Annotated in this window: 22 protein-coding genes; 11 read left to right on the forward strand and 11 right to left on the reverse strand. The window is 42.2% G+C overall.

From position 1 onward, the window contains the following. Nucleotides 1-7: 7 nt before the first annotated feature. On the forward strand, nucleotides 8-724 hold the full coding sequence (locus L0P88_RS11265) for an SDR family oxidoreductase (RefSeq protein WP_247134669.1): 717 nt from the start codon (nucleotides 8-10) through the stop codon (nucleotides 722-724). On the opposite strand, the gene L0P88_RS11270 is transcribed toward L0P88_RS11265, so the two are convergent. The 4 genes from L0P88_RS11270 to L0P88_RS11285 all read right to left on the reverse strand — a co-directional run bounded on the left by L0P88_RS11270 (nucleotide 710) and on the right by L0P88_RS11285 (nucleotide 9,291). After that, on the reverse strand, nucleotides 710-3,394 hold the full coding sequence (locus L0P88_RS11270) for a PD-(D/E)XK nuclease family protein (RefSeq protein ID WP_247134670.1): 2,685 nt from the start codon (nucleotides 3,392-3,394) through the stop codon (nucleotides 710-712). The genes L0P88_RS11265 and L0P88_RS11270 overlap by 15 nt on opposite strands. Before the next feature lie 120 nt (nucleotides 3,395-3,514). Beyond that, nucleotides 3,515-4,888 carry an OmpA family protein gene (locus tag L0P88_RS11275; RefSeq protein WP_247134671.1) on the reverse strand — a complete coding sequence of 458 codons (1,374 nt, stop codon included), beginning with the start codon at nucleotides 4,886-4,888 and terminating at the stop codon, nucleotides 3,515-3,517. A gap of 113 nt (nucleotides 4,889-5,001) precedes the next feature. Continuing rightward, nucleotides 5,002-6,195: a glycine C-acetyltransferase gene (gene kbl / locus L0P88_RS11280; protein WP_247134672.1), complete on the reverse strand. Its 1,194-nt coding sequence runs from the start codon at nucleotides 6,193-6,195 to the stop codon at nucleotides 5,002-5,004. 3 nt (nucleotides 6,196-6,198) lie between these two features. Continuing rightward, nucleotides 6,199-9,291, reverse strand: a complete 3,093-nt coding sequence (locus L0P88_RS11285; RefSeq protein WP_247134673.1) for a UvrD-helicase domain-containing protein — start codon at nucleotides 9,289-9,291, stop codon at nucleotides 6,199-6,201. Between the two features lie 118 nt (nucleotides 9,292-9,409). Between L0P88_RS11285 and L0P88_RS11290 the strand changes: the two genes are divergently transcribed. After that, nucleotides 9,410-10,018, forward strand: a complete 609-nt coding sequence (locus L0P88_RS11290; RefSeq protein WP_247134674.1) for a superoxide dismutase — start codon at nucleotides 9,410-9,412, stop codon at nucleotides 10,016-10,018. Nucleotides 10,019-10,665: 647 nt separating this feature from the next. Here the strand turns inward: L0P88_RS11290 and L0P88_RS11295 are convergent. The 4 genes from L0P88_RS11295 to L0P88_RS11310 all read right to left on the reverse strand — a co-directional run bounded on the left by L0P88_RS11295 (nucleotide 10,666) and on the right by L0P88_RS11310 (nucleotide 15,391). Continuing rightward, nucleotides 10,666-12,564: an amidophosphoribosyltransferase gene (locus L0P88_RS11295; protein ID WP_247134675.1), complete on the reverse strand. Its 1,899-nt coding sequence runs from the start codon at nucleotides 12,562-12,564 to the stop codon at nucleotides 10,666-10,668. A gap of 39 nt (nucleotides 12,565-12,603) precedes the next feature. Further along, nucleotides 12,604-13,530 (reverse strand): PfkB family carbohydrate kinase, encoded by a 927-nt coding sequence (locus L0P88_RS11300; RefSeq protein WP_247134676.1) that lies wholly within the window; start codon nucleotides 13,528-13,530, stop codon nucleotides 12,604-12,606. A 149-nt stretch (nucleotides 13,531-13,679) separates the two neighbouring features. Beyond that, nucleotides 13,680-14,384, reverse strand: a complete 705-nt coding sequence (locus tag L0P88_RS11305; RefSeq protein ID WP_247134677.1) for a LytR/AlgR family response regulator transcription factor — start codon at nucleotides 14,382-14,384, stop codon at nucleotides 13,680-13,682. Beyond that, nucleotides 14,381-15,391 carry a sensor histidine kinase gene (locus tag L0P88_RS11310; RefSeq protein WP_247134678.1) on the reverse strand — a complete coding sequence of 337 codons (1,011 nt, stop codon included), beginning with the start codon at nucleotides 15,389-15,391 and terminating at the stop codon, nucleotides 14,381-14,383. The genes L0P88_RS11305 and L0P88_RS11310 overlap by 4 nt, the downstream gene beginning before the upstream one ends. A gap of 205 nt (nucleotides 15,392-15,596) precedes the next feature. Here L0P88_RS11310 and L0P88_RS11315 point away from each other — a divergent pair, with 205 nt between their 5' ends. Continuing rightward, nucleotides 15,597-17,996, forward strand: a complete 2,400-nt coding sequence (locus tag L0P88_RS11315; protein ID WP_247134679.1) for an outer membrane beta-barrel family protein — start codon at nucleotides 15,597-15,599, stop codon at nucleotides 17,994-17,996. Nucleotides 17,997-17,998: 2 nt separating this feature from the next. On the opposite strand, the gene L0P88_RS11320 is transcribed toward L0P88_RS11315, so the two are convergent. Both L0P88_RS11320 and purN read right to left on the reverse strand, forming a co-directional pair. Next, on the reverse strand, nucleotides 17,999-18,634 hold the full coding sequence (locus L0P88_RS11320) for a viroplasmin family protein (protein ID WP_247134680.1): 636 nt from the start codon (nucleotides 18,632-18,634) through the stop codon (nucleotides 17,999-18,001). Continuing rightward, nucleotides 18,627-19,199 carry a phosphoribosylglycinamide formyltransferase gene (gene purN, locus L0P88_RS11325; RefSeq protein ID WP_247134681.1) on the reverse strand — a complete coding sequence of 191 codons (573 nt, stop codon included), beginning with the start codon at nucleotides 19,197-19,199 and terminating at the stop codon, nucleotides 18,627-18,629. The genes L0P88_RS11320 and purN overlap by 8 nt, the downstream gene beginning before the upstream one ends. A 139-nt stretch (nucleotides 19,200-19,338) precedes the next feature. On the opposite strand from purN, the gene L0P88_RS11330 reads away from it, so the two are divergent. The 5 genes from L0P88_RS11330 to pyk all read left to right on the forward strand — a co-directional run bounded on the left by L0P88_RS11330 (nucleotide 19,339) and on the right by pyk (nucleotide 23,683). Then, nucleotides 19,339-19,572 (forward strand): acyl carrier protein, encoded by a 234-nt coding sequence (locus L0P88_RS11330; RefSeq protein ID WP_010519573.1) that lies wholly within the window; start codon nucleotides 19,339-19,341, stop codon nucleotides 19,570-19,572. Between the two features lie 90 nt (nucleotides 19,573-19,662). Then, nucleotides 19,663-20,913 (forward strand): beta-ketoacyl-ACP synthase II, encoded by a 1,251-nt coding sequence (gene fabF / locus L0P88_RS11335; protein ID WP_247134682.1) that lies wholly within the window; start codon nucleotides 19,663-19,665, stop codon nucleotides 20,911-20,913. Nucleotides 20,914-20,925: 12 nt separating this feature from the next. Further along, nucleotides 20,926-21,663 carry a ribonuclease III gene (rnc, locus tag L0P88_RS11340; protein ID WP_247134683.1) on the forward strand — a complete coding sequence of 246 codons (738 nt, stop codon included), beginning with the start codon at nucleotides 20,926-20,928 and terminating at the stop codon, nucleotides 21,661-21,663. Between the two features lie 113 nt (nucleotides 21,664-21,776). Continuing rightward, the gene (locus tag L0P88_RS11345; RefSeq protein WP_247134684.1) at nucleotides 21,777-22,238 is read left to right on the forward strand and encodes an IPExxxVDY family protein; all 462 of its coding nucleotides are present in this window, start codon (nucleotides 21,777-21,779) and stop codon (nucleotides 22,236-22,238) included. 2 nt (nucleotides 22,239-22,240) lie between these two features. Further along, a complete protein-coding gene (gene pyk / locus L0P88_RS11350) occupies nucleotides 22,241-23,683 on the forward strand; it encodes a pyruvate kinase (protein WP_247134685.1) in 1,443 nt (480 codons plus the stop codon). Here pyk and L0P88_RS11355 read toward each other — a convergent pair. Next, nucleotides 23,680-24,192, reverse strand: a complete 513-nt coding sequence (locus L0P88_RS11355; protein ID WP_247134867.1) for a PAS domain-containing protein — start codon at nucleotides 24,190-24,192, stop codon at nucleotides 23,680-23,682. The two genes, pyk and L0P88_RS11355, sit on opposite strands and share 4 nt — an antisense overlap. Before the next feature lie 175 nt (nucleotides 24,193-24,367). Between L0P88_RS11355 and L0P88_RS11360 the strand changes: the two genes are divergently transcribed. The 3 genes from L0P88_RS11360 to L0P88_RS11370 all read left to right on the forward strand — a co-directional run bounded on the left by L0P88_RS11360 (nucleotide 24,368) and on the right by L0P88_RS11370 (nucleotide 26,488). Beyond that, nucleotides 24,368-25,204: a helix-turn-helix domain-containing protein gene (locus L0P88_RS11360; RefSeq protein ID WP_247134686.1), complete on the forward strand. Its 837-nt coding sequence runs from the start codon at nucleotides 24,368-24,370 to the stop codon at nucleotides 25,202-25,204. Nucleotides 25,205-25,518: 314 nt separating this feature from the next. Next, the gene (locus L0P88_RS11365) at nucleotides 25,519-26,067 is read left to right on the forward strand and encodes a carboxymuconolactone decarboxylase family protein (protein WP_247134687.1); all 549 of its coding nucleotides are present in this window, start codon (nucleotides 25,519-25,521) and stop codon (nucleotides 26,065-26,067) included. Between the two features lie 31 nt (nucleotides 26,068-26,098). Then, entirely contained in the window at nucleotides 26,099-26,488 is a 390-nt protein-coding gene (locus tag L0P88_RS11370) for a plastocyanin/azurin family copper-binding protein (protein WP_158776068.1), read from the forward strand. The last annotated feature ends 4 nt before the right edge of the window (nucleotides 26,489-26,492 follow it).

Raw genomic sequence — 26,492 nt, forward strand, 5'->3', positions numbered from 1 at the left:
GCAATGTATGGAACTGGAAGGTAAAGTAGCTTATATCACAGGCGGAAGCAAAGGCATTGGTTTGGGTGTTGCCAAGAGTTTATTGGAAAAGGGGATGAAGGTGGCCATAAGTGGAAGAAACCAAAAATCACTTAATGAGGCCTTGGAGGTATTGGGTTATAGCGATAATGTAATGGCTGTGGTGTCCGATGTTACCCAATATGCAGATGAAGAGGAAGTGGTAAGGGCCATAACAGCTCGATGGGGAAAGTTGGATGTGGTTTTGGCCAATGCCGGTGTTGGACATTTTTCACCCATCGACACCATGACTTTTGACCAATGGCATCAAATGATAAACACCAATCTTACCGGTGCTTTTAATACACTCAAAGCCACTGTGGAGTTATTAAGGCAGTCCAAAGGATATTATATGACCTTGGCGAGTTTGGCGGGGACAAACTTTTTTGCCCAAGGGGCTGGTTATAATGCCACTAAGTTTGGGGTGGTTGGGTTTACACAAGCAGCGATGTTGGATTTAAGAAAATACGACATTAAAGTAACTACCATCATGCCCGGTTCCGTGGCAACCTATTTTAATGGCAATGAACCCTCGGAAAAGGATGCATGGAAGATTCAACCTGGGGATATTGGGAAATTGGTTGTGGATTTACTGACCATGCACCCACGTACACTGCCCAGTAAAATTGAAGTGAGACCATCCAGACCAGATTTAAAAGGGAACTGAATCCGTATCTACAAAAGGTTTTTCGGGATTCAATATATCAGTAAGCAAAGTGAAGAGGTGTTCTTGAAAGTGGGCCAATAGCTCCTTATCTATGGTCAAGTCCCTGGGGCCTCTAGCGCTTTTCTTTAAAGCAAAGGGTAGAATACCCATACTCAATTTTTTAATGGGGACTATTCCTGCATTTAGACTATTGATTTGGTCTTCCTTGTGTAACATTAAAGCATAACACAACAATTGAAAAGCTTTTGAGCGTTTTTCGTTGGTAATGGTTTCCATTACATCAAGGACCTCAACTTCTGATGAAGCCACATTGCCCGTTTTATAATCCAAAATGTGTACAACACCGTCTACACTTTCCAATCTATCCAATTTGCCCTTTAAGAAGAGCGGTTGGGGATGTCCTGGCAATAGGATTTGGGCTTTGATGCTTTTTTCAAGGGCCATCAGGATGATTTCGTGGGACCGGGAACGCTCAATATCCAAATCAATAACGGAAGAAACATATTTCTGTATGACATGGAAGGCAATGAGGTTTTGACCACTTTCAATATCCTTGGACATATAAAACTTCTCAAAATTGGTTTTGGTAATGGATGTAACACCTTTTTTTAGGGATTCCAATCCTTTTGGGGTAATTCTCTCCCCAACCAGGGGTAAATAGAGTTCTTCCAAAGTATCATGAACAATGGTTCCAAAGGTGTTATAGGCAATGTTTTCCTCAACTTCTTCAACTTCATTGAGTCGTAGAACGTTGTTTTTGTAAAAGTCGTACGGGTTTTTAATGTAGTTGGTCAAAGCCGATGGAGAAAACCCACGGCTGCCCAACTCCATTAATAGCCCAATAAGTTCAGGAGTCTTTACAATTTCCTTGGCCGGTTCCAAAGCAATTGCGGTCTCTGGGGCAGCAACACTTTGGGTTATGTAGGGCCCTAAGCTGGTATCCGTTTGCAACTGGGAAATAAATCGACTTTTTTCATTGCCCAGAAGAACATCTGGTTCCGTATTATAAAGCAGATGGACGTTTTTGGCCCGTTGCAACAATCTATAGAAATGGTAAGCGTAGATGGCATCTTTCTCCTTATAGGTCGGTAAGCCAAATCCCTTTTTGATATCATAGGGAATAAATGAATTTTGGCTTTTTCCAGCGGGGAGTATACCTTCATTGACCGAGGTAATGATCACAGTTTCAAAATCCAGGTTTCTACTTTCCAAAACCCCCATAATCTGTAGCCCTCCCAAAGGTTCCCCTTTAAAATCGATTTTTTCTGTCAAAACGAGTTCATTGAAGATATGCTTTAAGGCTTTTAATGAGTTTAAATACGGTTTTATTTGAACCAAATCATGTACTTGGGTAAAAAGCTGATGGAAACCGTATAGTTGATGAATTTCTTGTTGATCGTTGGATTCTTGATATAGCTGTTTAAGGTCCTGAACAACCGTCAAGCACGTCTTGGCAAAAAGCGCACCCTGCGGGGAGGGACTGAAAAGCCTTTTTAACCGGGCCGATTTGGAATAGGGCAAAGTATCCAAAAGCGCCTGGTTCACAAATAGGATATTTTTTTCCTTAATATGGTTCTTTAGGTCCCCCGCCAAATTGTTTTTTGATGTATTCAAAAACGCAATGGCATATGGATTGGATAGCAACTTTATTACATCCTTATGGTACCAACCATTTTTCGACCTGTTTAAGTGTACGTTAAAAAGGGAATCAAAAAAATCGAAAAGGGTGGTTTTCCTCAAGGGCAGGCCCATAGTAATATTCACTTTGGAGGTATTCTCAGGAAGGGCATGTAGAATGGGCTTTAATAGGGTTTCGTCCGCCAGGACCAGGGCAATATTGTTTTCGTTGTTTTGGCTTAGGACACCCCTTAGGATGTGGCCAACATATTTGGCTTGGGATATGGATTTGGGAACACCCGTAATATGGATTTTCTTTTCCTTAAGGAATTGATTGCGATGCTCCAATGGGGACAGGCCATTAAATTGATTCCATTTTTTAAGGTAGTTCCGAATAAAGAAACCAGCTTCATGAACACCATCTTCCACAAAATAAGAGTCAATGTCCCAAGAAACAGTAGCTTTTCCATTGGTGAAAAAGGATTGAAAAATGTGCTCTTCAGCCACATTTAGGGCGTTGAACCCGATAAAATGATACGTTATCCCGGGATTATTGGATAAAAAGCGTTGTACCTTTTCTGAGGCCTTCCTATAGAGCAATCCTTGGTACCCCACTCCTTTTTCCAATAACCGTGACTGAAAGTTTTCATATACCGTTTCCAATTGGCTCCAGAATTTAAGGCTATTGGAGATCAAAGGTGTTGGCCTTTTATCACTCCCCCAATTTTTAATACGCTGACTTTCGGTTAGGTAAGCAAATAAGGATTTGTGTTCAACAAGATTCCTGTCAATTTCGTTAAAATCCGAAAGTAAGGTGTTTCCCCATGAGAGAAACGACTGAAACGTTAGTTCCTCGGACTTTAAATATAGCTTAGAGGTTTCATAGAGCTCAAGTAGTAAATTAAGATTAGTGGTATTTGCTATACCGGATATTTCAATTATGAGTTCCTCAATGCTATATATCTTCGGGCTAAAAATGGGTTTGCGAACGAATTCGGAGATGTGCTTTTTAAGAAAAAGGCCAGCCCTTTTACTGGGGAGTACAAAAGCCATATGATCAAAGCTTTTGTTTTGTGCATAAAGATCTTCTATAACTTCCTTGAGAAAACTCTCCATAACATGAAAAAGCCCCGAAAATGTCGGGGCTCATTACTATAAATATGTTACTTAAACTTATTTGATAAGGTTAATTTCAACCCTTCTGTTTTGGGTTCTACCCGCTCTTGTGTTGTTAGTGGCAATTGGCTTTTCCTCACCATAACCAATAGCTGTCAACCTATCGGAACCGATACCTTTGCCTATTAGGAAGTCCCTAACGGAATTAGCTCTCTTCTCGGAAAGGCTTTGGTTCAATTTAGCACTACCAACGCTATCGGTATGTCCTTCAACAGTGAACTTGGCATTTGGATATTCGTTCAAAATTTGAATGATATCTACCATAACTGAGGTAGACTCTGCCTTGATACTTGATTTACCAGTGTCGAACAATATCGTCCTGGCATAATCGTTCAACTGCTTTTGAACTTCTTCAGTTACTTCTGGGCAACCGTTATTGGCTACGGTACCTGCAACCTGTGGACACTGATCGTCTTTGTCAAGAACAGTGTCGCCATCAGAATCTGGCCAAGGGCATCCGTTGTTCTCAGCAGGACCAGCTTCGTTAGGACATTGGTCCTGTCCATCTGCAATACCGTCACCATCTGCATCTGGGCATCCGGCCAAAGCAGCAATACCAGCTTCGTTTGGACAAGCATCATCCTTATCGGCTATACCATCGCCATCGGAATCAGGACAACCATTCATTTCTTTGGAACCAGCTTGGTCGGGACAGCTATCCTTGCCATCTTCAATACCGTCACCATCAGAATCAGGACAACCATTGAAAGCTTCCAATCCGGCTACCTCAGGACATGCATCATCCCTGTCGTAAATACCATCACCATCAGTATCCGTACCACCGAATCTAATATTAAGACCTCCCAAATGTTGGAAATGCTTAACTCCATAATCTTCGAAAGCATGCTTGTACTGGGTTTGTAGGACAACACCAATATTGTCGGTGAACCAGTAATTCACACCAATACCACCATTTACCGTTCCGGCACCAATCTCATCAACCCAGGTATAACCACCACCTACTTCAACGAATGGATCCAATTTGGTGTTTTGAAAAATGTTATACTTAATTGTACCATCAACAGCGAAGTGAGAGACGTCATCCACCCTTACATCACCCAAATTTTCTATTCTATTCAAGGACCCACGGGCACCGATTGAAAATCCGTCACCGATATATCTGGAAACGGCAATGTATGAAATGGAAGGCAAGATATTCCAATGGTCATTTGCGTTGAAATATTCGCTAAAAAGTGTACCCGTCTCATACGGAGGCAAGTTGATACTTGTAGAACTGTCATCGGTTGGATAAACGTCAATGGCGTTTACACCAAAGCTCACCTGCCAAGGATTATTTTCGTCTTGCGCTTGTAGGTTGTTAAAGCCTAAAACAAGTAAGGCAACAACAAAAAATTTGCTAAGATGTTTCATGTTCAAAAATTTAAGTTTAAGTGTTTATCAGCTGCAAATGTAAGTTGTTAAGAATTATTAACAAAATCAATCGTTTATTTTTTTTAAGGCATTACATGGATAAAAATGAACCGTTAAACGATATTTAGGACCTTTCCCACCTTGGCAAATGCATGGATTGCCCTATCGAGATGTTCCTTGGTATGGGCAGCGGAAAGTTGAACCCTTATCCGGGCTTTTTCCTTGGGAACAACGGGATAGAAAAATCCAATCACATAGATACCTTCCTTCAATAACATGTCCGCCATTTGTTGGGACAGTTTTGCATTGTACAACATTACGGGCACTATGGCGGAATCTCCATCAATAATGTCAAAACCGGCCTCTTTTATTCCTTTTTTGAAATAGTCCGTGTTCCATTGTAGCTTATCCCGTAATGAAGTGTCTTTGTCCAGGAGATCAAAAACCTTTATGGATGCACCCACAATTGCCGGGGCCAGGGAGTTGGAAAATAAATACGGACGTGAACGTTGCCGCAACATTTCAATGATTTCCTTTTTGCCGGTGGTATAGCCCCCCATGGCCCCACCCAAGGCCTTGCCCAAGGTACCGGTAATGATGTCTATTTTTCCCATCACATTTTTTTCTTCCGGGGTCCCCCTCCCGGTTGAACCAATAAAACCTGCCGCATGGCATTCATCTACCATAACCATGGCATCATACTTTTCCGCAAGCGTACAGATATGGTCCAAAGGTGCCAATAGCCCATCCATGGAGAATACGCCGTCAGTAACTATGATCTTGAATCGGGCCCCTTCCTTATTTGCATCGATAAGCTTTTGCTCCAAATCGGACATATCGTTGTTGGCATATCTATACCGTTTGGCCTTGCACAGCCGAACCCCATCAATAATGGATGCATGGTTAAGCGAATCTGAAATAATGGCATCTTCATTGGTAAGAAGGGGTTCAAACACCCCTCCATTGGCATCAAAGGCCGCTGCATAAAGAATGGTATCCTCCGTTCCATAAAACCCGGCTATTTTTTGTTCCAATTCCTTATGGATGTCCTGGGTCCCACAAATGAATCGAACCGAGGACATTCCAAAGCCATGGGTATCCAGGGTATCCTTGGCCGCTTGTATTACATCGGGATGGGATGAAAGCCCCAAATAATTGTTCGCACAAAAGTTGATTACCTCCTCTCCCGTGGAAATCTTGATTACCGCATTTTGGGGTGAAGTAATGACACGCTCCTTTTTAAAAAGTCCGGCTTGTTGAATTGCCTCCAATTCCTTGTCTAAGTGCTCTTTGATCTTTCCGTACATAATCTAAATGAAAACAGGTTCTATTTGCTCGCCAATGTAAACCAAAATTTTTTGAGTGACAACAAGATCTAATTCTTCCAAAAGGGTAGCATAGGATTCCAATTGCTGTTGATGTTTTGAATTGGGCGAGCCTGTTTTGTAATCAATGATCGTTACCTGCTTTCCATGGAAAACCAAGCGATCTGGTCGGTATATGCGACCTTGTCCGTCCAGTATCTCAACTTCATTCCTACCCCTACTTTTTTCTTGGAAAAATGTGGAAAGTTGGGGATGGGTAAGAATTTTGAGAATGGTTTCCCTTATTGGTTTCGCATCATACTGGGAAACATCGCCCTTGGTTAACGCGCGAAGGACCGCCCCATCAACATCTTGCAAGGTATTGATCTCTGCCAGTATGTTATGAAGCATATTGCCCCATTCCAGCGATTTGTTTTGTTCCGGTTCCCACAACGATTGGGAGGCAGTGGCAATTTTTGGCAGATTGTCAACGGTATTATAGATATATCGGATTTGCTTTGTAGTTGTCTGTATTGGTGGGTTGTCCATGGTTTCCATAAACTCTCCAAACTGGTACTGCGTGGTGTTGGAATCCCAAATGCCCTTTTGGAGCAAATAGTTTTTGAACATTTTGCCGTAGGTTTCGGTTCTGGATTCCTTGGTCAGGACAAAAAGTCCCTCAATTGCCCTTGTCAGGGCTACATACAGCACATTGATGTCATCTAGTTCCGAGAGGTGGTTTTCGGAGGTATAGAGCTCCCTTGAATCGTCCGAATAGTGCTCAAGCTCCGGAGATGCGTTTACCAATACTTTTTGAATTCCCGCGGAATCGGATGCGGCAAGGGGAACCCATATTTTTTTTGAATTTAGCCTGTCCTTGATCCTGGAATCCGCAAAGGGAAAAATGACAAATTGAAATTCCAGTCCTTTGGATTTGTGGATGGTCATAAGCCGAACCGCATTCCTGTCCTGTGGAGCGGAGATGGCCAAAACCTCTTTTTTCAAGTTCCAATATTCCAGGAATTCATAAATACCCACCCCTGTTTTTTCCGCTATCTCCAAAACGGTATCCAAAAAATGGACTACATGTGCACCGCACTTATCCGATAAATGGAAAGAAGCGATTGCCCTTTCCAAAATATCCAATACGGGCATACCGCTTTCAATGGATATGTCATAGGCATACTGTTCTTTTAAGTAGGCCGGTAAACTGCCCAAATGTTGAATTATAAAATGGTGTCGCTCTTTATTGGTTTTAAATAGGTATTCGAGCACATCAAATTGAAGTGCTTTCTCCAAAGGATTGTCCAAAAATCGTAACAGGGACACCAGGAATTGTACTTCGGGATTATTGGCCAGTAAAAGGGCCTCAGACGAAATTATGGGAATACCATGTTCTGCCAAATAATTCGCCAAGAGTATGCCATGGTGGTTTTTTCGGACCAGAATGCAAATATCATTTAAGTGAAAGCCTTTGTTTAAAATGCGTTGGATCGTTTTCAAGACGTTCTCGCAATAAAACATGGTGTTGTCCTCAACGGTACTTGGAGCAAAACCGATTTCTATATACCCCCCTTTTTTGTGGTTCGTTTGCTGTTGACATTGTTCGGAATATAGCTTTTGATACCCCTTTTCTTTAAAGTACGGTGCAATGTGGCCAAAAAAATCATTGTTAAATTCAACGATGGAATCGTAACTACGCCAGTTGGTATCCAGATTGTGGACTTCCGGGGCAATGGTGAACGGATTTTGGGATTTGTCACTCAGTCCCAAAAACTGTTTGGGATTTCCACCACGCCACCTGTAAATGGATTGTTTTGCATCGCCCACCAATACCAACGAACCCTTTTCACCGTTCAGGTTTTCCGTTTCCAGGGCGTTTCCAATTAGGGGAACCAGATTTTCCCATTGCATTTTGGACGTATCCTGGAACTCATCTATAAAGTAGTGCCTGTACTTTTCTCCCAGACGTTCATAGATATAAGGGACGGGTTGGTTGGCGATTTCATTGGAAATAAGTTTGTTGAACTCTGAAATATGAAGGATTTCCCACTCCTTTTGAAGTAAGGAGATTTCCTTTGCGATTTCATTGAGTACCGTAAGGGGAAGAATGTTGGTATAGACGTTTTTGAAGAATGCCAGGGCATGGACATTTTCCTTGATGCTTTTAAACAAAGATGAAAAATGGGGATGTAATCCATCCAATTTGGTTTTGGTATGCTCAGGACAGCTTTTATTGTAAAGTGGGGTTTCATCAAAACGTTGTTTCCAAGCGGCATTGAAATCCACTTTGTGATTTCCTGATTGAAGTACACCCATGAATTTCGGAAAATAGCTGCCCTTGAAATCGGAGAACTCCAGACCATTGTCCTGAATCATTTTTAAGGCCTTATCGGCACATTCGGTGATGTGGCTTGATAGTGACGCAATCCTTGTGCTAAAAAATGTTTTCGGTTCCTCAAAATCTCCAATTTCCTTGCCAACCAACCCTTTTAGGTGGACATAGTGGTTCTCTTTAAAGAGCAGCCCTCCAACATTCTTGAGGTCTTTTATGATGGTCCAGCTCTTATCGGTTTCGACCTTTTCCAATGAAAAATCGATAAGTATTTTTTGCAGTTGCGGTTCATCTCCGACACGTTGAAGAAGTTGGGCAATTGCCCCATCCAACAATAGTTCGGTATCCAGTTCCACCTCAAAATGCTGCGAAACCTTCAAATCCTTTGCAAAAGCCTTGATCACCCTATGGGTGAACTTATCTATGGTCGAAACTTCAAAAAAGTCATAATTGTGCAGTAGAAGCTTTAGGGTCTTGGATGCCCTCTTTTCCATTTCAGCGGAAGATAGTCCAAGTTCTGCGGACAGCTCCAAAAACATGGGATTATCGTTTTTGTCAATTTCTGGATGTCCAAAGCGGTAAAGACTGTCCAGTATTCTGGTCTTCATCTCTTCCACGGCTTTATTGGTAAATGTAAGTGCCAGGATTTCCCTGAACCGTTGCGCCGCAATATTGGAGAGGACAAGTTTTAAATAAGACCGGGTAAGTTGGTAGGTTTTACCAGAACCTGCAGAGGCATTATATATGTGGAACCCAGATGGCAAGTAGTTTTTTTCACAAGGTACATAATCTTACCATCTTGTTAACATTGTAAAGAACGTACTTTGTTTATGAAAAGCTTATTTTTGATAAACAGATTACAAACTCTAAAAAATCAACATTATGGCTTTTGAACTACCTAATTTACCCTATGCCTATGATGCATTGGAACCACATATTGATGCTAGAACCATGGAAATTCACCATACCAAGCACCACAATGGATATACCACCAAGTTGAACGGTGCAATCGAAGGAACGGATTTGGAGAACAAATCCATAACGGATATTCTTACCGGTATGGACATGACCAATGGTGCCGTACGAAATAATGGTGGGGGATATTATAACCACAGTCTTTTTTGGGAAGTAATGTCCCCAGATGGTGGAGGCACTCCATCGGGCGATTTGGCGGATGCCATAAATGAGACATTTGGGTCCTTTGATGCCTTTAAGGAGCAATTCAGTGCAGCGGCAGGTACCCGTTTTGGATCCGGATGGGCGTGGTTGTGTGTACACAAAGGGGGAAAGTTGGAAATTTGCTCTACCCCAAACCAAGATAATCCATTGATGCCGGAGGTTGCCTGTGGTGGACATCCCATTTTGGGACTGGATGTTTGGGAACATGCCTATTATCTGAACTATCAGAATAGAAGACCGGATTACGTTACGGCATTTTTTAATGTGATCAATTGGGACAAAGTGGCAGAGAACTACGAGCAAAACAAGTAGGTCCTCCAAAAAATTGGAAAAAAAGAGCACGGCGGTTTTGTCGTGCTTTTTTTGTTTGGGAAAGCGATATTCATACAATAGAAAAGGGCAGGAAAGCTCCCGCCCTTTTCGTCCCAAATCTTACCATAAACTTAACCTACTTATGCTATGGCAAAACTAAATTACTGGTATTGTGGGAAATAACAAAGAAATTCGAAGAAATTTTTGATGGATTTGTGATTTGCCAAAACGAAAATTTTAACATAATCCCTTGGGAGTCAAACATAAAGAAGGCGGATGTTACTCCGCCTTCTTCCCCAAATCTTACCATGAACTTAACCTACTTATGCTATGGTTCCCCAAATGTAGGCCAAGGGTTTTTCCGGCGGAAAGCTTTTAGATGAAAACCGTTTTATTTGGTTGAAATACCATAAGGAAAACAATGGACTATAAAAGGTTAGGAAAAGGAGCACAAGGCTTGAAGTTGGGATGACATAAAATAAAAAAGGTGGAGATTTCTCCACCTTTTTTGCCCCAAATCTTACCATGAACTTAACCTACTTATGCTATGGCAATAGCTAATTTATATGGACGTAGGAACTCATTGTCAAAAAGACGGTGAAGCGTCATTTTCATCGACAAAATACACTTTATGAACGGTAAACCGTTTAGTAAGCTCGTTGATTCTTTCCCTCAAAAAAGTTGATGAAGGCACGGTTGACTACCCTATTTCCTCCTGGGGTTGGATAGTCCCCGGTAAAGTACCAGTCACCAAGATTTTTGGGACAGGCCTTATGCAGGCTTTCTATGGTTTGGTATATAATTTTAACTTCAGCATTAATTTCCTTTGGACTCAATATCTCCGAAATTTTATCGGATATTTCCTGGGCCGTAAATGGCCGATAGAGTTCCTGTACATAATTGTGCACCTGAGCGTCTTTATGCTCCACCTGGGCCTTGCACTTTTGATAGATGTCATGGATGGCCTCGCTGGTGCCCCTATCTTTGTGCAGGGCCAAAGCGGCTCTAAAAGCAACAAAGTCCTCCAATTTTGCCATGTCAATTCCATAACAATCAGGATATCGAATCTGGGGGGCGGAGGAAACAACAACAATTTTTTTTGGGTTGAGGCGATCCAACATCCTCAAAATACTTTTGTTCAAAGTGGTTCCCCGAACAATACTGTCATCAATGATGACCAAATTATCCGTTGGTTTTACGGAACCATAAGAGATATCATAGACATGGGTCACCAAATCATCCCGACTGCTATCCTGGGTTATAAAAGTGCGTAGTTTAGCATCTTTGATGGCCACTTTCTCTATTCTTGGCCTAACATCCAGAATTTTGTGCAGTTCTTCCTTGGTGATATTGGCGCCTAATTTTAAGATTTGGTCCTCCTTTTTTCTATTCAAATAGTTCTGGGCCTCTTTGATCATTCCCATAAAGGACGTCTCTGCGGTATTGGGAATATAGGAAAAGACGGTATTGGCCAAATCACCATCAATGGCTTTTAGGATTTCAGGGAATATCAGTTTACCCAAGAGTTTGCGTTCTCTGTAAATCTCCTTATCACTTCCCCTGGAAAAATAGATGCGTTCAAAGGAGCAGGCTTTTCGTTCTTTGGGCGGTAGTACTTCTTGAATATTGACAGTCCCATTTTTTTTAACGATCAAGGCATGACCGGGCTCCAATTCTTTGACATCTTCATATTTTACATTGAAAACGGTCTGTATGGCCGGCCGTTCAGATGCTACCACAACAACTTCATCATCTTGATAATGGTAACAGGGCCGGATTCCCGAAGGATCTCTTAGCATAAAGGCATCGCCATGACCCATCATGCCGCCCATAGTGTAACCGCCATCCCAATTTTTGGAGGACTTTTTCAGAATTTTGGCTATGTTCAGCCGTTCTGCGATATGGGGCGAAGCTTCTTTTTTATTGAATCCTTCCTTTTTGATTTCCTTGTATAGTTTGGCCACGGCATCATCCAAAAAGTGTCCTATCTTTTCCATAACGGTAATGGTATCTGCCATTTCCTTGGGATGTTGTCCCAAATCCACCAAATTTCCGAAGAGCTCATCAACATTGGTCATGTTAAAATTGCCCGCTACAATTAGGTTTCGGTGCATCCAATTGTTTTGACGAAGAAAGGGATGGACGCTTTCTATACTGTTCTTGCCAAAGGTACCATAACGAACATGTCCCAGGAGCAGTTCACCAACATAAGGGATTTCTTTTTTCTGTAAGGCGACATTGTCCCAATACTGTGGATTTTCCGAGATGGTAGCATTTATTCGGTCATTGATCTGCTTAAAAATATCTTGTATGGGCTGTTGTGCTATAGATCGCACGCGGCTTATGTATCGCTCCCCAGGGGCCATGTCCAACTTAATACTGGCAAAACCTGCACCATCCTGACCACGATTGTGCTGCTTTTCCATCATTAAGTACATTTTGTTCACTCCGTAAAAGGCAGTGCCGTACTTTTCCTTGTAGTATTCCAGCGGTTTCAACAGGCGGATCAATGAAATGCCGCATTCGTGTTTTATTGGATCACTCATCCTGTAAAAGTAAAACGCCCTGATTAACAGGGCATGCATTTATTCTATTTCTATGTTGAACTGGGTCAATTCCTTAAATTGTTCCAGCCTTCTTTGCACTTCGGGAAACGTAAGGTCAACCATTCGTTCGGTACCAAATCTTTCTACACAGAATGAGGCCAAATTGGAACCGTGTATTACCGCATTTTTTAGGTTTTCAAACGAGACATTCTTGGTTGAGGCCAAATATCCCGCAAATCCACCGGCAAAAGTATCCCCTGCTCCAGTGGGATCAAAAACTTCTTCCAGGGGAAGCGCCGGGGCAAAAAATATTTTTTTCTTGTGGAAAAGCAGGGCACCGTGCTCCCCTTTTTTGATGACTACAAATTTTGGTCCCATTTCCTCAATTTTTTCGGCGGCCCTTACCAAGGAATATTCCTGGGTCAACTGTCTCGCTTCTTCGTCGTTTAAAGTGATGACATCAACTCGCCGTATCACTTTCAAGAGATCGCTCCAAGTATGGTTCATCCAATAATTCATGGTGTCCAAAATGATAAGTTTTGGTCGTGAACTTACTTGATTGATTACACTTAATTGAATGTTGGGGTCCAGATTGCCCAGCATGACGACATCGGCATCTTTAAAACTGTCCGGGACCTTGGGATCAAAGTCCGCCAATGTGTTCAATTCCGTGATCAACGTATCCCTTGTGTTCAAGTCGTTGTGGTATTTTCCACTCCAAAAAAAAGTTTTCCCACCCTTAACAATTTCTACCCCCGAAAGGTCTATATTTCGTTGACTGAGTAAATCCAGGTATTCTTGGTTAAAGTCATCACCAACAATGGAGACAATGGCAGATTCCACGTTAAATTGGGCCGCGGCCAATCCTATAAAGGTACCTGCACCACCCAAAATTTTATCCGTTTTTCCAAAAGGGGATTCAATGGCATCAAAGGCAAGGGTGCCTACGATCAACAGTTTGCCCATTCAATTTGAATTTTGCTGCAAATATACTTTTATTTAAAGACTCACAAGGGGTTATGATTTCCACTTGTAAGAAAGCAAAAACTAAAGGGGCGTTTCTGCCCTATTGGCCAGTATCCCTTTAATGTCATATTTAGCTGGCCATAGGGACACTATTTAAGGACATGTCCCAAAAAACCATCTTTATAGGCACGGCCTATGGGTAATTTTTGCCCCCCCTGTAAGCACACTTGGTTGCCTACGATTTTCTCGATTTTTTTTAGATTGACGATATGTGATTTATGGATTCGATAAAACCTATTCTTTGGGAGGGTCTCCATCCAGGAGCGGAGCGGCTCGCTTGAGATATATTTCTTGTTGACCGTTATGATTTCGCTGTAATCCGAATCCGAACTGATGTGATAAATATCATCTATGGCAATTTTTATATGCGCATAGCCCAACTTAATGTAAATCTCCGTTTTGGATGGGGAGTCGTCTATTTCTTTGTGTTCGGGAGGTAAAATCACATTTCGTTGCGGTACTTTTGAAACCGCCTTGACAAAACGTTGAAAAGAAAAAGGCTTTAGAAGATAATCCACGACGTTAAATTCATAACTCTCCAAAGCATATTCAGAAAAGGCAGTGGTCAAGATGATACTGGGTGGATTGGGAACGGTTTTCATGAAATCCATACCCGAAAGTTTGGGCAGATGAATGTCCAGAAAGACAATGTCCACAGGTTCGGTTTTCAAATATTCCATTGCGCGTAGAGCATCCGAGAAAGTTGCCTTTAATGACAACGAGCCCATTTCCCCAATATATTTTTGTAGGATGCGCTGCGCTGGTGGTTGATCTTCTACAATAATACAGTTCATGAACCGTGGTTTTTTTCCAATACTATGGACAATTGAACTTGGTACCTGTTACGGTCTTCCTTAATTTGGAGATTGTGCTTTTCCGGATAGAGCAATTGTAATCGTTTTTGAACATTTTTGAGTCCAATTCCGGTAGTAACGGACTCAAGTTCCTGGGCGGACGCATAGTTGTTGGAGCAATTAAAAAGCAGTACGTTCCCTTTCATTTTCATGCCCACGGCAATCTCAATATTCTCGGTCTGCCCAGCTTGACTGTGCTTAAAGGCATTTTCAATGAACACAATCAAAATCAAAGGGGCAATCCTGTACCCACTTCCAATCTCCTGTATATCAAACACTACATGTCCCCTATTTTCAATCTGTAACTTGTTCAACTTAATGAAGTTATGCAGCTGGTCGATTTCCTTTTCAAGTGGAACGAACCTTTCTTTGCATTCATAGAGCATGTATCGCAATAGCCCACTTAGCTCTAGGATGATTTCGGGGGTTTTGTGGGAACCTTCCAGTGCGTAAGAATATAGGTTGTTGAGATTGTTGAACAAAAAGTGGGGATTGATCTGCGACCTCAGAAATTGAAGCTCACTTTCCTGAACGCTACTTTTTAAGGCTTCTATCTGTTGTTGCTTTTGGAGGGCATCCCACCCAAACTTAAAGCCGCAGAGGATCGTAATTATTGGGAGTACGTCCAAAAGTGAATAGAATACTCCGGGAAACCCTTTTGCCCGTTCGGTGCCGGCAAAGAAAATTTGTTCCAATACCAATTCTTCCAGTAAGATGATGATGGTGATGACCACTGCCACATACCCAAAAAAATGCCAGTATTTTTTAGGATATAAAAAACGCGGCATTAACCAAAACCCAATTACGACCGCAGCTAGGGCATAGGTCAAAAAAAACGCCACGTTGTACCACTGGAACCCTGGCTCTTTACTGTCAAATGAATAAAACAGGAAAACTACGGCCAAGAGCACCAATTGAAAAACAAGTTCCTTTTTTGAAATGGACATAATAGGATGGTTTCCGCCACAAAAGTACCTCTACCAAGGTAGCAAAAGAAAAGATATGCCATGAACGACAGTTTTAAGGTCTTGAACCACAAAAAGCTGCACGATTTTGCCATTGCTGTTGTTTGGGGCAAAACGTCCGTCGTTCACGGAAAATAGTTCAGCTTTTCAGGGGGCTTTAAGAATTTTGGTAAAAATTGGAAACCTTATGGATCCCATTGCACCAAGGACAAAATGTGTATTGCTTATTATGGCCCTGGTAGTGTTTTGCCTTTTTGGTACCAAGGCCAATGCACAGGAGGGGAGCGTGATCTACACGGGAAAAATCGTTGACAGGGACTCTGGCCAACCAGTGGCCTATGCAACGGTAATGATCGGTGATTTGTCCACACAGCAGGCTATTACGGGCGTTACCACCTTGGAAGATGGTACCTTCTCTTTGGAAACCAATGCTGGTGACCATTATATTGAAATAAGTTTTATCGGTTTTGAAAAAGTGGTACTGCAACCTCCCGCACCGCAAAATGGGATTGTGGATTTAGGTACAGTGGAAATGTCCGAGGATGCCCAGCAATTGGAAGAAGTGGTGGTCGAAGGGGAAGTGTCCCAAACCGTGTTCAAGTTGGATAAAAGGGTGTTCAACGTGGGAAAGGACCTTAGCAGTACAGGGGCCAGTGCACTAGAGGTATTGAACAATGTCCCTTCGGTGAATGTAAGTATCGAAGGGCAGATCAGCCTTAGGGGCAGCCAGGGCGTGCAAGTACTTATCAATGGCAAACCCTCCATCCTCACCAGTGATGAGAACAATGCCTTGGGCACGATTACGGCAAATATGATAGACAGGGTGGAGGTCATCACCAATCCCTCCGCAAAATACGACGCCGAGGGTACTTCGGGCATTATTAACATTGTCATCAAAAAAGAGGAAAAGCGAGGGTTTAATGGGTCTGTTTCAGTAAATACGGGCGTGCCGGACAACCACAGTGTAGGGATAAGCCTTAACCGTAGGACAGAGAAATTTAATCTGTTCAGTCAGTTGGGTACCGGTTATCGCGAATTGCCCAATGAAATTACGATACGCAATACGGATTTGACCACGGGGACCACCATTTTATCCACTGGGGAAGAGTTCCGTAACGAGACCTTTTACAATTTTATCTTAGGCACGGACTATTATTTCAGTCCAAGTAGTGTACTCACCCTGTCTGGAAATTTTGCCCTTGAAATAGAGGATCAGCCCTCTGCCACCAATTTTGCGGCACTGGACAATTTTGGGAACTTCACCTCGGAGTGGGAACGTACGGAAGTGACCGACGCCAGAAACCCCAAATTTCAATATGAACTGCAATACAAAAAGGATTTTGAGGACCATGAGGACCATGATGTCCTTTTTAGTGCATTGGGGAACTTCTTTGGAAAGGACCAAAGCTCAGAATTTGAAGATGTTACCCTAGCCGGTGAAAGCAGGGATGCCGATCAAAACACACGTACCAATTTTCAGGAATCCGTTTTCACCTTTAAATTGGATTACACCAAACCGTTCTCCGATACGTTTTCCATTGAGACGGGAGCACAGTACATCCTTAATGATGTCAGTAATGATTTTGAGGTACAGAATTTGGAGAACGGAGCGTTTGTTACCGATACAGGACTTACCAACATCTTTGAGTTTGGCCAAAATGTGTTGGGCGTTTATGGAACGACAGCTTATGAAGGGAAAAAATGGGGCATAAAAGCAGGTATGCGTTTGGAAAATACGGATGTTGGAACTTTTTTGGTGAACACGGGGGAAACAAACGATCAAAACTACACCAACCTCTTCCCCAGTATGCATACCTCCTACAAATTTTCAGAAAAGGTGTCCCTGCAGGCAGGATATTCCAAAAGGATCTACAGGCCAAGGTTATGGGACCTGAACCCGTTTTTTAATATTCGGAACAACTTTAACATCAGACAGGGCAACCCCAATCTGCTTCCCGAGTTCACGGACTCCTATGAGGTAACCGGCATTTTCCTTATTGGAAAAACTTCATTGAACTTAGGAGTATATCATAGATATACAACGGACATTATTGAGCGGATTTCCATTTTTGAAAACAACGTGAATGTTACCCGGCCAGAAAACATTGGCACCAATAATGCATGGGGAGTGGAATTGAATACGAAATACAGCCCGGTGAACTGGCTTACCCTTAATGTGGATGTCAACTACAATACCTTCGCCCGAAGCGGTTCCCTTGAGGATACGCTGTTTGATTTTAGTGCCGAACAGTGGTCGTCAAAACTATTGGCCAAGGTAAAATTGCCCCTGGGAATCGATGTTGAAGCCACGGGAAATTATCGGTCTGCTTATCAAACCGTTCAAGGAGAAATCAATGCCATCGCCTTTTTGGATTTTGGAATTAGAAAAAAGATGATGAAAGGAAAAGGCGTGCTTAACCTAAGCGTGCGCGACGCATTTGCTTCCCGCATACGTGAAAATCAAATTTCGCAGGACAGTTTTGAACTGTTCAACCGAAGTTTTAGGGCAAGGTTTGTGGCCTTCGGATTTAGTTATGGATTTGGAAAAGGAGGGACCATGCAATATTCCGGGGCAAAGCGAATGTAAGGTCATTTTCTTCCAAAGTCCGCAGGGATTTCCCCCCATGCCTTGGTTTCCCACTTCACGATAGGGGTATTGTAGCGATTACTTTTAAGCCAATTTTCTGCGCGTTCTATAAGTTCAAAAATGGGTTTGTTCCCCGCGGTTTTTTCAAGTTTGGTATTGCATTTCTTTTTGCGCACCCAACTCATGGCGGTCCTGGAATCGGAATAGATGACCCGGTCACTTCCTTTTTGTTTTAAAAAGGCCAATCCATGGACAATGGCCAAAAACTCCCCAATATTGTTGGTGCCCTCCTTAAAAGGGCCTTGCCTGAAAAGCACTTTTTTTGTTTTGGTATCAACGCCCTGATATTCCATTTTTCCTGGATTGCCGCTGGATGCGGCATCTACGGAAATGGAATGGAAGTTTGGCTCCCCATATTTTAATTTTTCTTCGGGACTGAGTTCATCCCTTCCATTTTTTTTGCCTTTGTAATCCGAATAATTTCCATTGTACGCCCTTTTAGCTTCCTTAAAACTGCCAAAGGCCTTGTATTGTGCTCCCTTTATCCCCTTTATTTGGGCTTGACAATCATCCCAGGATTCGTAAATTCCCGGCCTTTTGCCTTTCCAAACCACATAGAATTTCGATTTTTTAGCCATTTTTCAACAACAGTTTTTCTATCACTTTCGGAAAATGTTCATATTCCAAAGTATGGACTTTTTGGGCAATGGTTTCAAAGCTGTCTTCTTCGCTCAACACCGTCCTTTCCTGAAAGATAATAGCGCCCTCGTCATAGTGCTCGTTCACATAGTGGATGGTGATTCCGGTTTCTTTCTCCCTATTTTCCTTAACTGCCTTGTGCACATTGGCCCCATACATTCCCTTTCCCCCGTATTTGGGCAATAGGGCAGGGTGTATGTTAATGATTTTATCCGGAAATGCGGCAACCAGATCTTTTGGGATTTTCCAGAGGAATCCGGCCAACACAATTAAGTCCGGTTTTAGGGATTTCAATACGTTAAGAACGGTATTGGACTTGGAAAAAGCAGTGCGGTTAAAGTACAATAGGGGAATTTCCAGTTGTTTGCATCGTTCAATAACATGCGCTTTCGTATTGTTGGTAAGTACGCAAGTAACCTTAATACCAACATTGTTCTTAAAGTACTGCACAATGTTTTCCACATTGGAACCCGAACCCGAGGCAAACAGGACAATTTCCTTCATTTCATACGAATTGATAGGTCGCAAAAGTAATCGGATGGCCGTTAAGACCGTAATTTACAGCACATTTTATCGACAAATGGTGTATTTGATCCAAAGTTTTTTATTTTTGCGCACGTTTAAATTTAAAAACCAATAAACTATGTCAGACATTGCATCAAGAGTAAAGGCCATTATCGTTGATAAATTGGGTGTTGATGAGAATGAGGTAGTACCTGAAGCAAGTTTTACCAACGATTTAGGTGCCGATTCCTTGGATACTGTTGAGTTGATAATGGAGTTTGAAAAGGAATTCGATATTCAGATTCCAGACGACCAAGCTGAAAACATTGCAACAGTAGGTCAGGCTATAAGCTATATAGAAGAAGCAAAGTAATCTATGATATTTTACTAAAGAGTAGGAATTATCCATGTGGTGCTTCATCACATGGATAATTTTTTTAATTTCAGGCTAAATAGTGGTTCTATGCAATTAAAACGAGTCATGATAACCGGTCTAGGTGCACTCACGCCCATAGGCAACACTCTTGAGGCATACTGGGAAGGACTCAAGAACGGTAAAAGTGGTGCTGCTCCGATTACTTATTTTGATACGGAGAAGTTTAAGACCAAATTTGCCTGTGAGCTTAAGGGATACAATCCACAGGACTATTTTGACAGAAAGGAAGCCCGTAAACTTGATCGTTTTGCCCAATATGCCCTTGTATCTTCGGATGAGGCCATAGCTGATTCCGGACTGGACTTGGACAAAGTGGACAAGTTCCGTGTTGGGGTGGTTTGGGGAGCAGGTATTGGAGGTTTGCAAACCTTTCAGGATGAAGTCATTGGCTATGCCAAAGGTGATGGTACACCCAGGTTTAACCCATTCTTTATCCCCAAAATGATTGCGGACATCGCCCCGGGCAACATTTCCATTAAGCATGGCTTTATGGGACCTAACTATACAACGGTATCTGCCTGTGCTTCTTCTGCAAATGCTTTGATAGATGCCTTAAACTATATTAGGCTTGGCCATTGCGATGTTGTGGTTACCGGAGGTAGTGAGGCTGCAGTGACCATTGCCGGGATGGGCGGGTTTAATGCCATGCATGCCCTTTCTACAAGAAATGACAGCCCGGAAACAGCTTCCAGGCCATTTGATGCCACCAGGGACGGCTTTGTTCTAGGGGAAGGGGCAGGAGCATTGATCCTTGAAGATTATGACCACGCCATGGCCAGGGGAGCCAAGATCTATGGGGAAGTTTTGGGAGGCGGATTGAGCAGTGATGCCTACCACATGACCGCTCCACATCCAGATGGCATAGGGGTGGTCCGAGTCATGGAAAATTGCTTGCGCAATGCCGGTCTTAAACCAGAGGATGTGGATATCATCAATACCCATGGAACCTCAACACCCTTGGGAGACGTAGCGGAACTAAAGGCCATTTCCAATGTATTTGGTTCCCATACCCCTAAAATGAATATAAATTCAACCAAATCCATGACAGGTCATTTGTTGGGAGCGGCCGGTGCCATTGAAGCTATTGCTTCTATTTTGGCACTGAAGTACAATACGGTCCCACCAACAATAAATCACAGCACTGTGGATGAAAGTATTGATCCCGCTCTCAATTTAACCTTGAACAAGGCGCAGGAAAGGGAGGTCAATATAGCCATGAGCAATACCTTTGGCTTTGGTGGTCACAACGCCTGTGTGCTTTTCAAAAAAATTAGCTAGTCAAATCTCCCGATGAAGTTTGCCCCCAAAATATTTAATTCCCATCCTAAAGCGGATGGGGATTTTTTTTTGGGCATAAAAAACATTTTGGGATTTAAACCCAAAGACCTGGAAATCTACAAAAAGGCTTTCCTGCATCGATCCATGAACAAAAGGGATGATGGTGGAAATCCCATGAATTATGAACGATTGGAATTTTTGGGGGATGCCATGCTTGGGACCATTATCTCAAAGCATTTGTACAATAAAGTCCCGGAAGGGGACGAGGGCTATTTGACCAAAATGCGTTCCAAGATCGTAAGTAGAAAACACTTGAACGAATTGGGCAAGGATTTGAACCTTTTGGAATTTGTGGAAAGTAGGATTCCCAAATCCCATTTTGGTGACAATATCCATGGTAATGTGTTCGAGGCCCTGGTGGGTGCCATTTATTTGGACAAGGGATATACGGCATGTGAAAAATTCATTAATAATCGGGTTATCGAACCCTATGTGGATATTGAACAACTGGAGGGAAAGGTCATCAGCTACAAAAGCTTGGTCATTGAGTGGTGCCAAAAACAAAAGAAGGACTTTCAGTACGAGGTTTATGAAGATACTGGAAATGATGAACTAAGGCATTTTGCCGTGAAGCTTTACATTGATGGCAAAATATTGGCAAAAGCCAGGGCAACTTCCAAAAAAAAGGCCGAAGAAAAAGCTTCCAAGAGGGCATATTATGCACTTCAGAATAAAATTAAGGAACTCTAATTTTTAAGAAAAAGTAAACTCAAACGTTTTCGTAACCTGCTTATCCCTACAGGATGGGCTTTAACTAGGCGGGTTGATGTATTAGCACTATATTTACAATTCGCTAGATTTTGATGGTCACTATACACAAAATTTCCGAGGGATTGTTTATGGAGTCCTTCGATCTTATTGCACTCCATTGTGCTATGGAATGTTATGCGTTGGCCTATCATATCAATAAAGCAACCGGGTTTAAATTGGTAAGGGCGGAAGAGGATCTGGAAATTGCAACCTCTTCGTATCCCTTCTATGAGTGGAAGGACAGTATTAAGGACCAGGAGTGGTATTTAATAAAAAATGTAGTTACGGTAGAAGAGGTTGGCGATGACCAGGGATTGTTTCAGGATAGTATGACCACAACCTTACATTATTTACTGGAAGAAAGGAAGGAAATCAACTATTTACTGAAATTGAGCCCAGGGAATTCCAATGAAATAACAAAGGCCCTGGAAATTATACGGACCGTCCCCAGCATAAGCATGGCTTATCAAATGGATGTGGAAACACTAAAATCTAAAAGAAATCTAATATTTTAATAATGCCTTCAAAGAAGAAAACCAAAATTGTGGCCACGTTAGGCCCTGCTACCAGTAAGAAAGAGGTATTAAGGGAAATGATGAAGGAAGGGGTCGATGTATTTCGAATTAACTTTTCGCACGCCAATTATGACGATGTTAAGGAGCGCATAGAACTGATTAGGGAGTTGAATGAAGAGCTGGAGTATAATGTGGCAATTTTGGCAGATTTACAGGGACCAAAATTACGCGTGGGCGTCATGGGGGGTGAAGTGGTGGTTGCCCCGGACGATGAAATACTTTTTGTTACCGGAGAACCTTTTGAAGGAAGCGCAGAACGGGTGTATATGAACTATACCAGTTTCCCCCAGGATGTAAAACCAGGGGAACGGATTCTATTGGATGATGGAAAGCTGATTTTTGAGGTCATGCATACCAATGGGGAAAATGAAGTAAAGGCCAAGGTAATACAGGGCGGCCCACTTAAATCCAAAAAAGGGGTCAACCTTCCCAATACCAATATTTCCTTGCCCGCATTGACCGAGAAGGACATTGAGGACGCCATTTTTGCCATAAAACAGGAAGTGGATTGGATTGCATTGTCCTTTGTGCGATTTAGTCAGGATTTGATCGATCTGCAAAATTTGATCAAAGTACATTCCGATAATAAAATTCCGATAGTCGCAAAAATTGAAAAACCTGAAGCCGTTGATAACATTGATAAGATTGTTGCCTATTGTGATGGCTTGATGGTTGCACGTGGTGACTTGGGGGTGGAGGTTCCGGCTCAGGAAGTCCCATTGATACAGAAACAATTGGTGCTAAGGGCAAAAAAGGCAAGGATACCGGTAATTATTGCCACCCAAATGATGGAGAGCATGATCACAAGCTTAACCCCGACCCGTGCAGAGGTCAATGATGTGGCCAATTCCGTTATGGATGGTGCAGATGCCGTAATGCTTTCCGGGGAGACCTCCGTGGGCAATTATCCCGTACAGGTCATCCAAAAAATGACAAGTATCTTAAAAAGTGTGGAGGGCTCAAATTTGATTACCGTGCCACAGAATCCGCCACATATCAGGACCAAAAGATATATCACCAAATCAGTCTGTTACCATGCGGCCCTAATGGCGAATGAAATACAGGCAAAGGCCATTTCCACATTGACCAATAGTGGGTATACGGCATTTCAGATATCTGCATGGCGTCCAAGCGCACATATTCTGGTATTTACCTCAAACAAGAGGATTTTAACACAACTCAATCTTTTATGGGGGGTAAAGGCCTTTTATTATGACCGTTATGTTTCCACCGATGAAACCATTGAGGATGTTAACGTAATTGCATGCAAAAAAGGATTCCTGGATGTAGGGGACATGCTGATCAGTTTGGCAGCAATGCCCATTAAGGATAAGGGGATGGTCAATACCTTAAGGGTAACGGAAATAGAGACCTGTGCGTTCTAAGCTACCTCGCGCTCAAAAGCGATAAAGTTGACTACTTTGCCGTGGACATCTTTGACCGGGGCCCCTTTGATCCAACATTTATAGGTTGAACCGTCTTTTCGGTAATTCAGGATAACCTCTTCAAAAGGTTCCCTGTTTTCTATGGCCTTACGTATTCTAAGGGAAGTCTCCTGGCACGTTTTTTCCCCCTGAAACAGTTTGGGCTTCTTGCCTATAATTTCCTGGGGGAGGTAACCATTCATTCCATAAATACTTTTTGAAGCGTGTACTATGGTAAGATTGGTATCCGTGACGACCACAATATGGTTATCTTCCAGAATTTCCTTCTCAAAGGACGAGGTATCTTCCCATTTGTGGGTCAAGGCAAAGGATTTTAAATTCTTGACCTCGCTTAAACCGCTACAAAGGGTGTTGAATCCGCTTGAAAATAAATCCCACGATCCCAAAGGGAGACTTTTCAATCCCTGTTTGGCATAGAAATTATTAGCGGCAAAATCGTATTCTTTCATCTCTTTCACACTGCAATACTAGGAAAATCAGCAACTTGGAAAAAACTTATAACATGAATTAACAGTTCTGTCCAAGACTAACATTCGTATTTACAGGTATTGGGGATGTAAGACTAAACAAAAAAATAGACTAATCCACAGGGTTTTCGGCCTTTTATAATCTTGGACAACAACTATGAAACTAGAATTTCACGACCCAAAACTAGGTGCTTTGTTTGGTTTGACGGACGATATCAAAAATGAAGGGAGATACTTTACCCTAACCGAAAGGACCATAAAGTTTTTATGGAATAGGAACAATGAACCTGTATGGTTAACCGTGGATGGACTTAAACTTGAATTACTTCCCAATCAATTGGTTACCGTTACCTACCTGCAACAAATTTCATATAAGGATGCCAGCCTACCCATAACTGCTTTTTTGTTCAATAGGGAATTTTACTGTATTGCGGACCATGATAGTGAAGTCTCCTGCAACGGTATCCTATTTTTTGGAACCCAGGATTTGCCCATTATCACTTTACATAAGGAGCACCAAAAACGATTTGATCTGCACTACGATATCTTTGTGGAAGAGTTTTCCACTCCGGATAAGATCCAGGGAGACATGCTTCAAATGCTATTGAAGCGTTTGATCATTATGAGCACCCGTTTGGCCAAAGAGCAATTGATCGTAAAGGAATTGAACAATGATCAAATTGAAGTAATCCGAAAGTTCAACTTTTTGGTGGATATTCATTACCGCACCAAACGAAAGGTGAGTGATTATGCCGATATGCTGTTTAAGTCCCCCAAAACCCTTTCGAACCTTTTTTCCATTTACAATCAAAAATCCCCGCAACAGATCATTTTAGACCGATTGGCCTTGGAAGCCAAACGATTGATTCATTTTACCGATAAGCAAAACCAGGAGATTGCCTACGAATTGGGGTTTAACGATCCGGCACATTTTAGCAAGTTCTTTAAAAAAGTGACCAAAATGACCCCTTCCGAATACAGGGATGGGCCCTAGTAAGTCCTTAAGGGAAATTTTGACAAGCCATCGGGAAATCCCTACTAACCCCCACCCTCTTCATCGCCGCATCTTTGTACTGTAATTAAAAAACCATAACAATGAATGCAGCACAGAAATCAATATTCAATCTGATAGAAATTTTTAGGAGCACTAAAAAAGCACCGGTGGTAAGACCAGTAGCTGCTACGCATTGCGAGCAAAGACATCACCACGATTTTTATTGTGATGCCGAGAAACCTTTTGTAACACAAGTTTAATTCAAATATTTAGTAACAATTCCCCCTATACAGGGAGGATAACAAAGTAAAATTATGAGCACATTTAATGTACCTAAAAGAGAAGAAGTAAGTAGTACTAACCAAGCTATTTTTGACAACCTGGAAAAAGCTGTTGGCTTTGTTCCCAATCTTTTCGCGACCTATGCATATTCTGAAAATGCATTGGGCAACTATTTAACACTGTCCAACGGAAAGACCTCTTTAAACGCAAAGGAAAAGGAAGTAGTGAATTTGGCCGTGAGCCAGGTAAATAACTGTATCTATTGTTTATCCGCACATACGGCCATTGGCAAAATGAATGGTTTTTCCGATGACCAAATCCTGGAACTGAGGGCTGGAAAAGCATCATTTGACACCAAGTTGGATGCCTTGGCAAGATTGGCCCGAAACATTACTGAAAATAGGGGAGCCACGGATAGCAATGTGGTAGCTAATTTCTTTGAAGCCGGATGGACAAAGGAAAACCTTGTGGACACCATTGTGTTGGTAGGGGACAAGACCATTTCCAATTATCTACACAAAACTACGGATGTGCCTGTTGATTTTCCCGTAGCACAACCTTTGGACTTAGTTGAAGCATAAGTAAAATCAAATAAAATTTAAAGTTTTAGAAATGAAAAGAGTAATAGCATTAGTAGTGGTCATGGTTGGCTTTGCAGTAACGGCAAACGCCCAGGATAAGATGATGGCCAAAGAGGTCAAGACCATTTCCTTGGAACAGACCCCTGGGGAATTTGTACAAAAAAGCTTAACTGTGGAAGAGGGAACCTACGTGTTTGCAATTGCAAACAATGGTATTGACCACAATGTAGGCTTTGTTTTGGTTGAAAAAGGAAAAGACATCAGTAAGCCTGAAAATCATATACAGACGGCTTATGTCACTGCACCGGTAGGAACCAATGAAACACAAAAATCAAAACCTACCGTATTGGCCAAAGGGGAATATGTATATTTCTGTCCCTTGAATCCAACAGCAACCGACAATACATTGATTGTACAGTAGTTTG

Source organism: Muricauda sp. SCSIO 64092 (assembly GCF_023016285.1).
Taxonomy (GTDB): Bacteria; Bacteroidota; Bacteroidia; order Flavobacteriales; family Flavobacteriaceae; genus Croceivirga.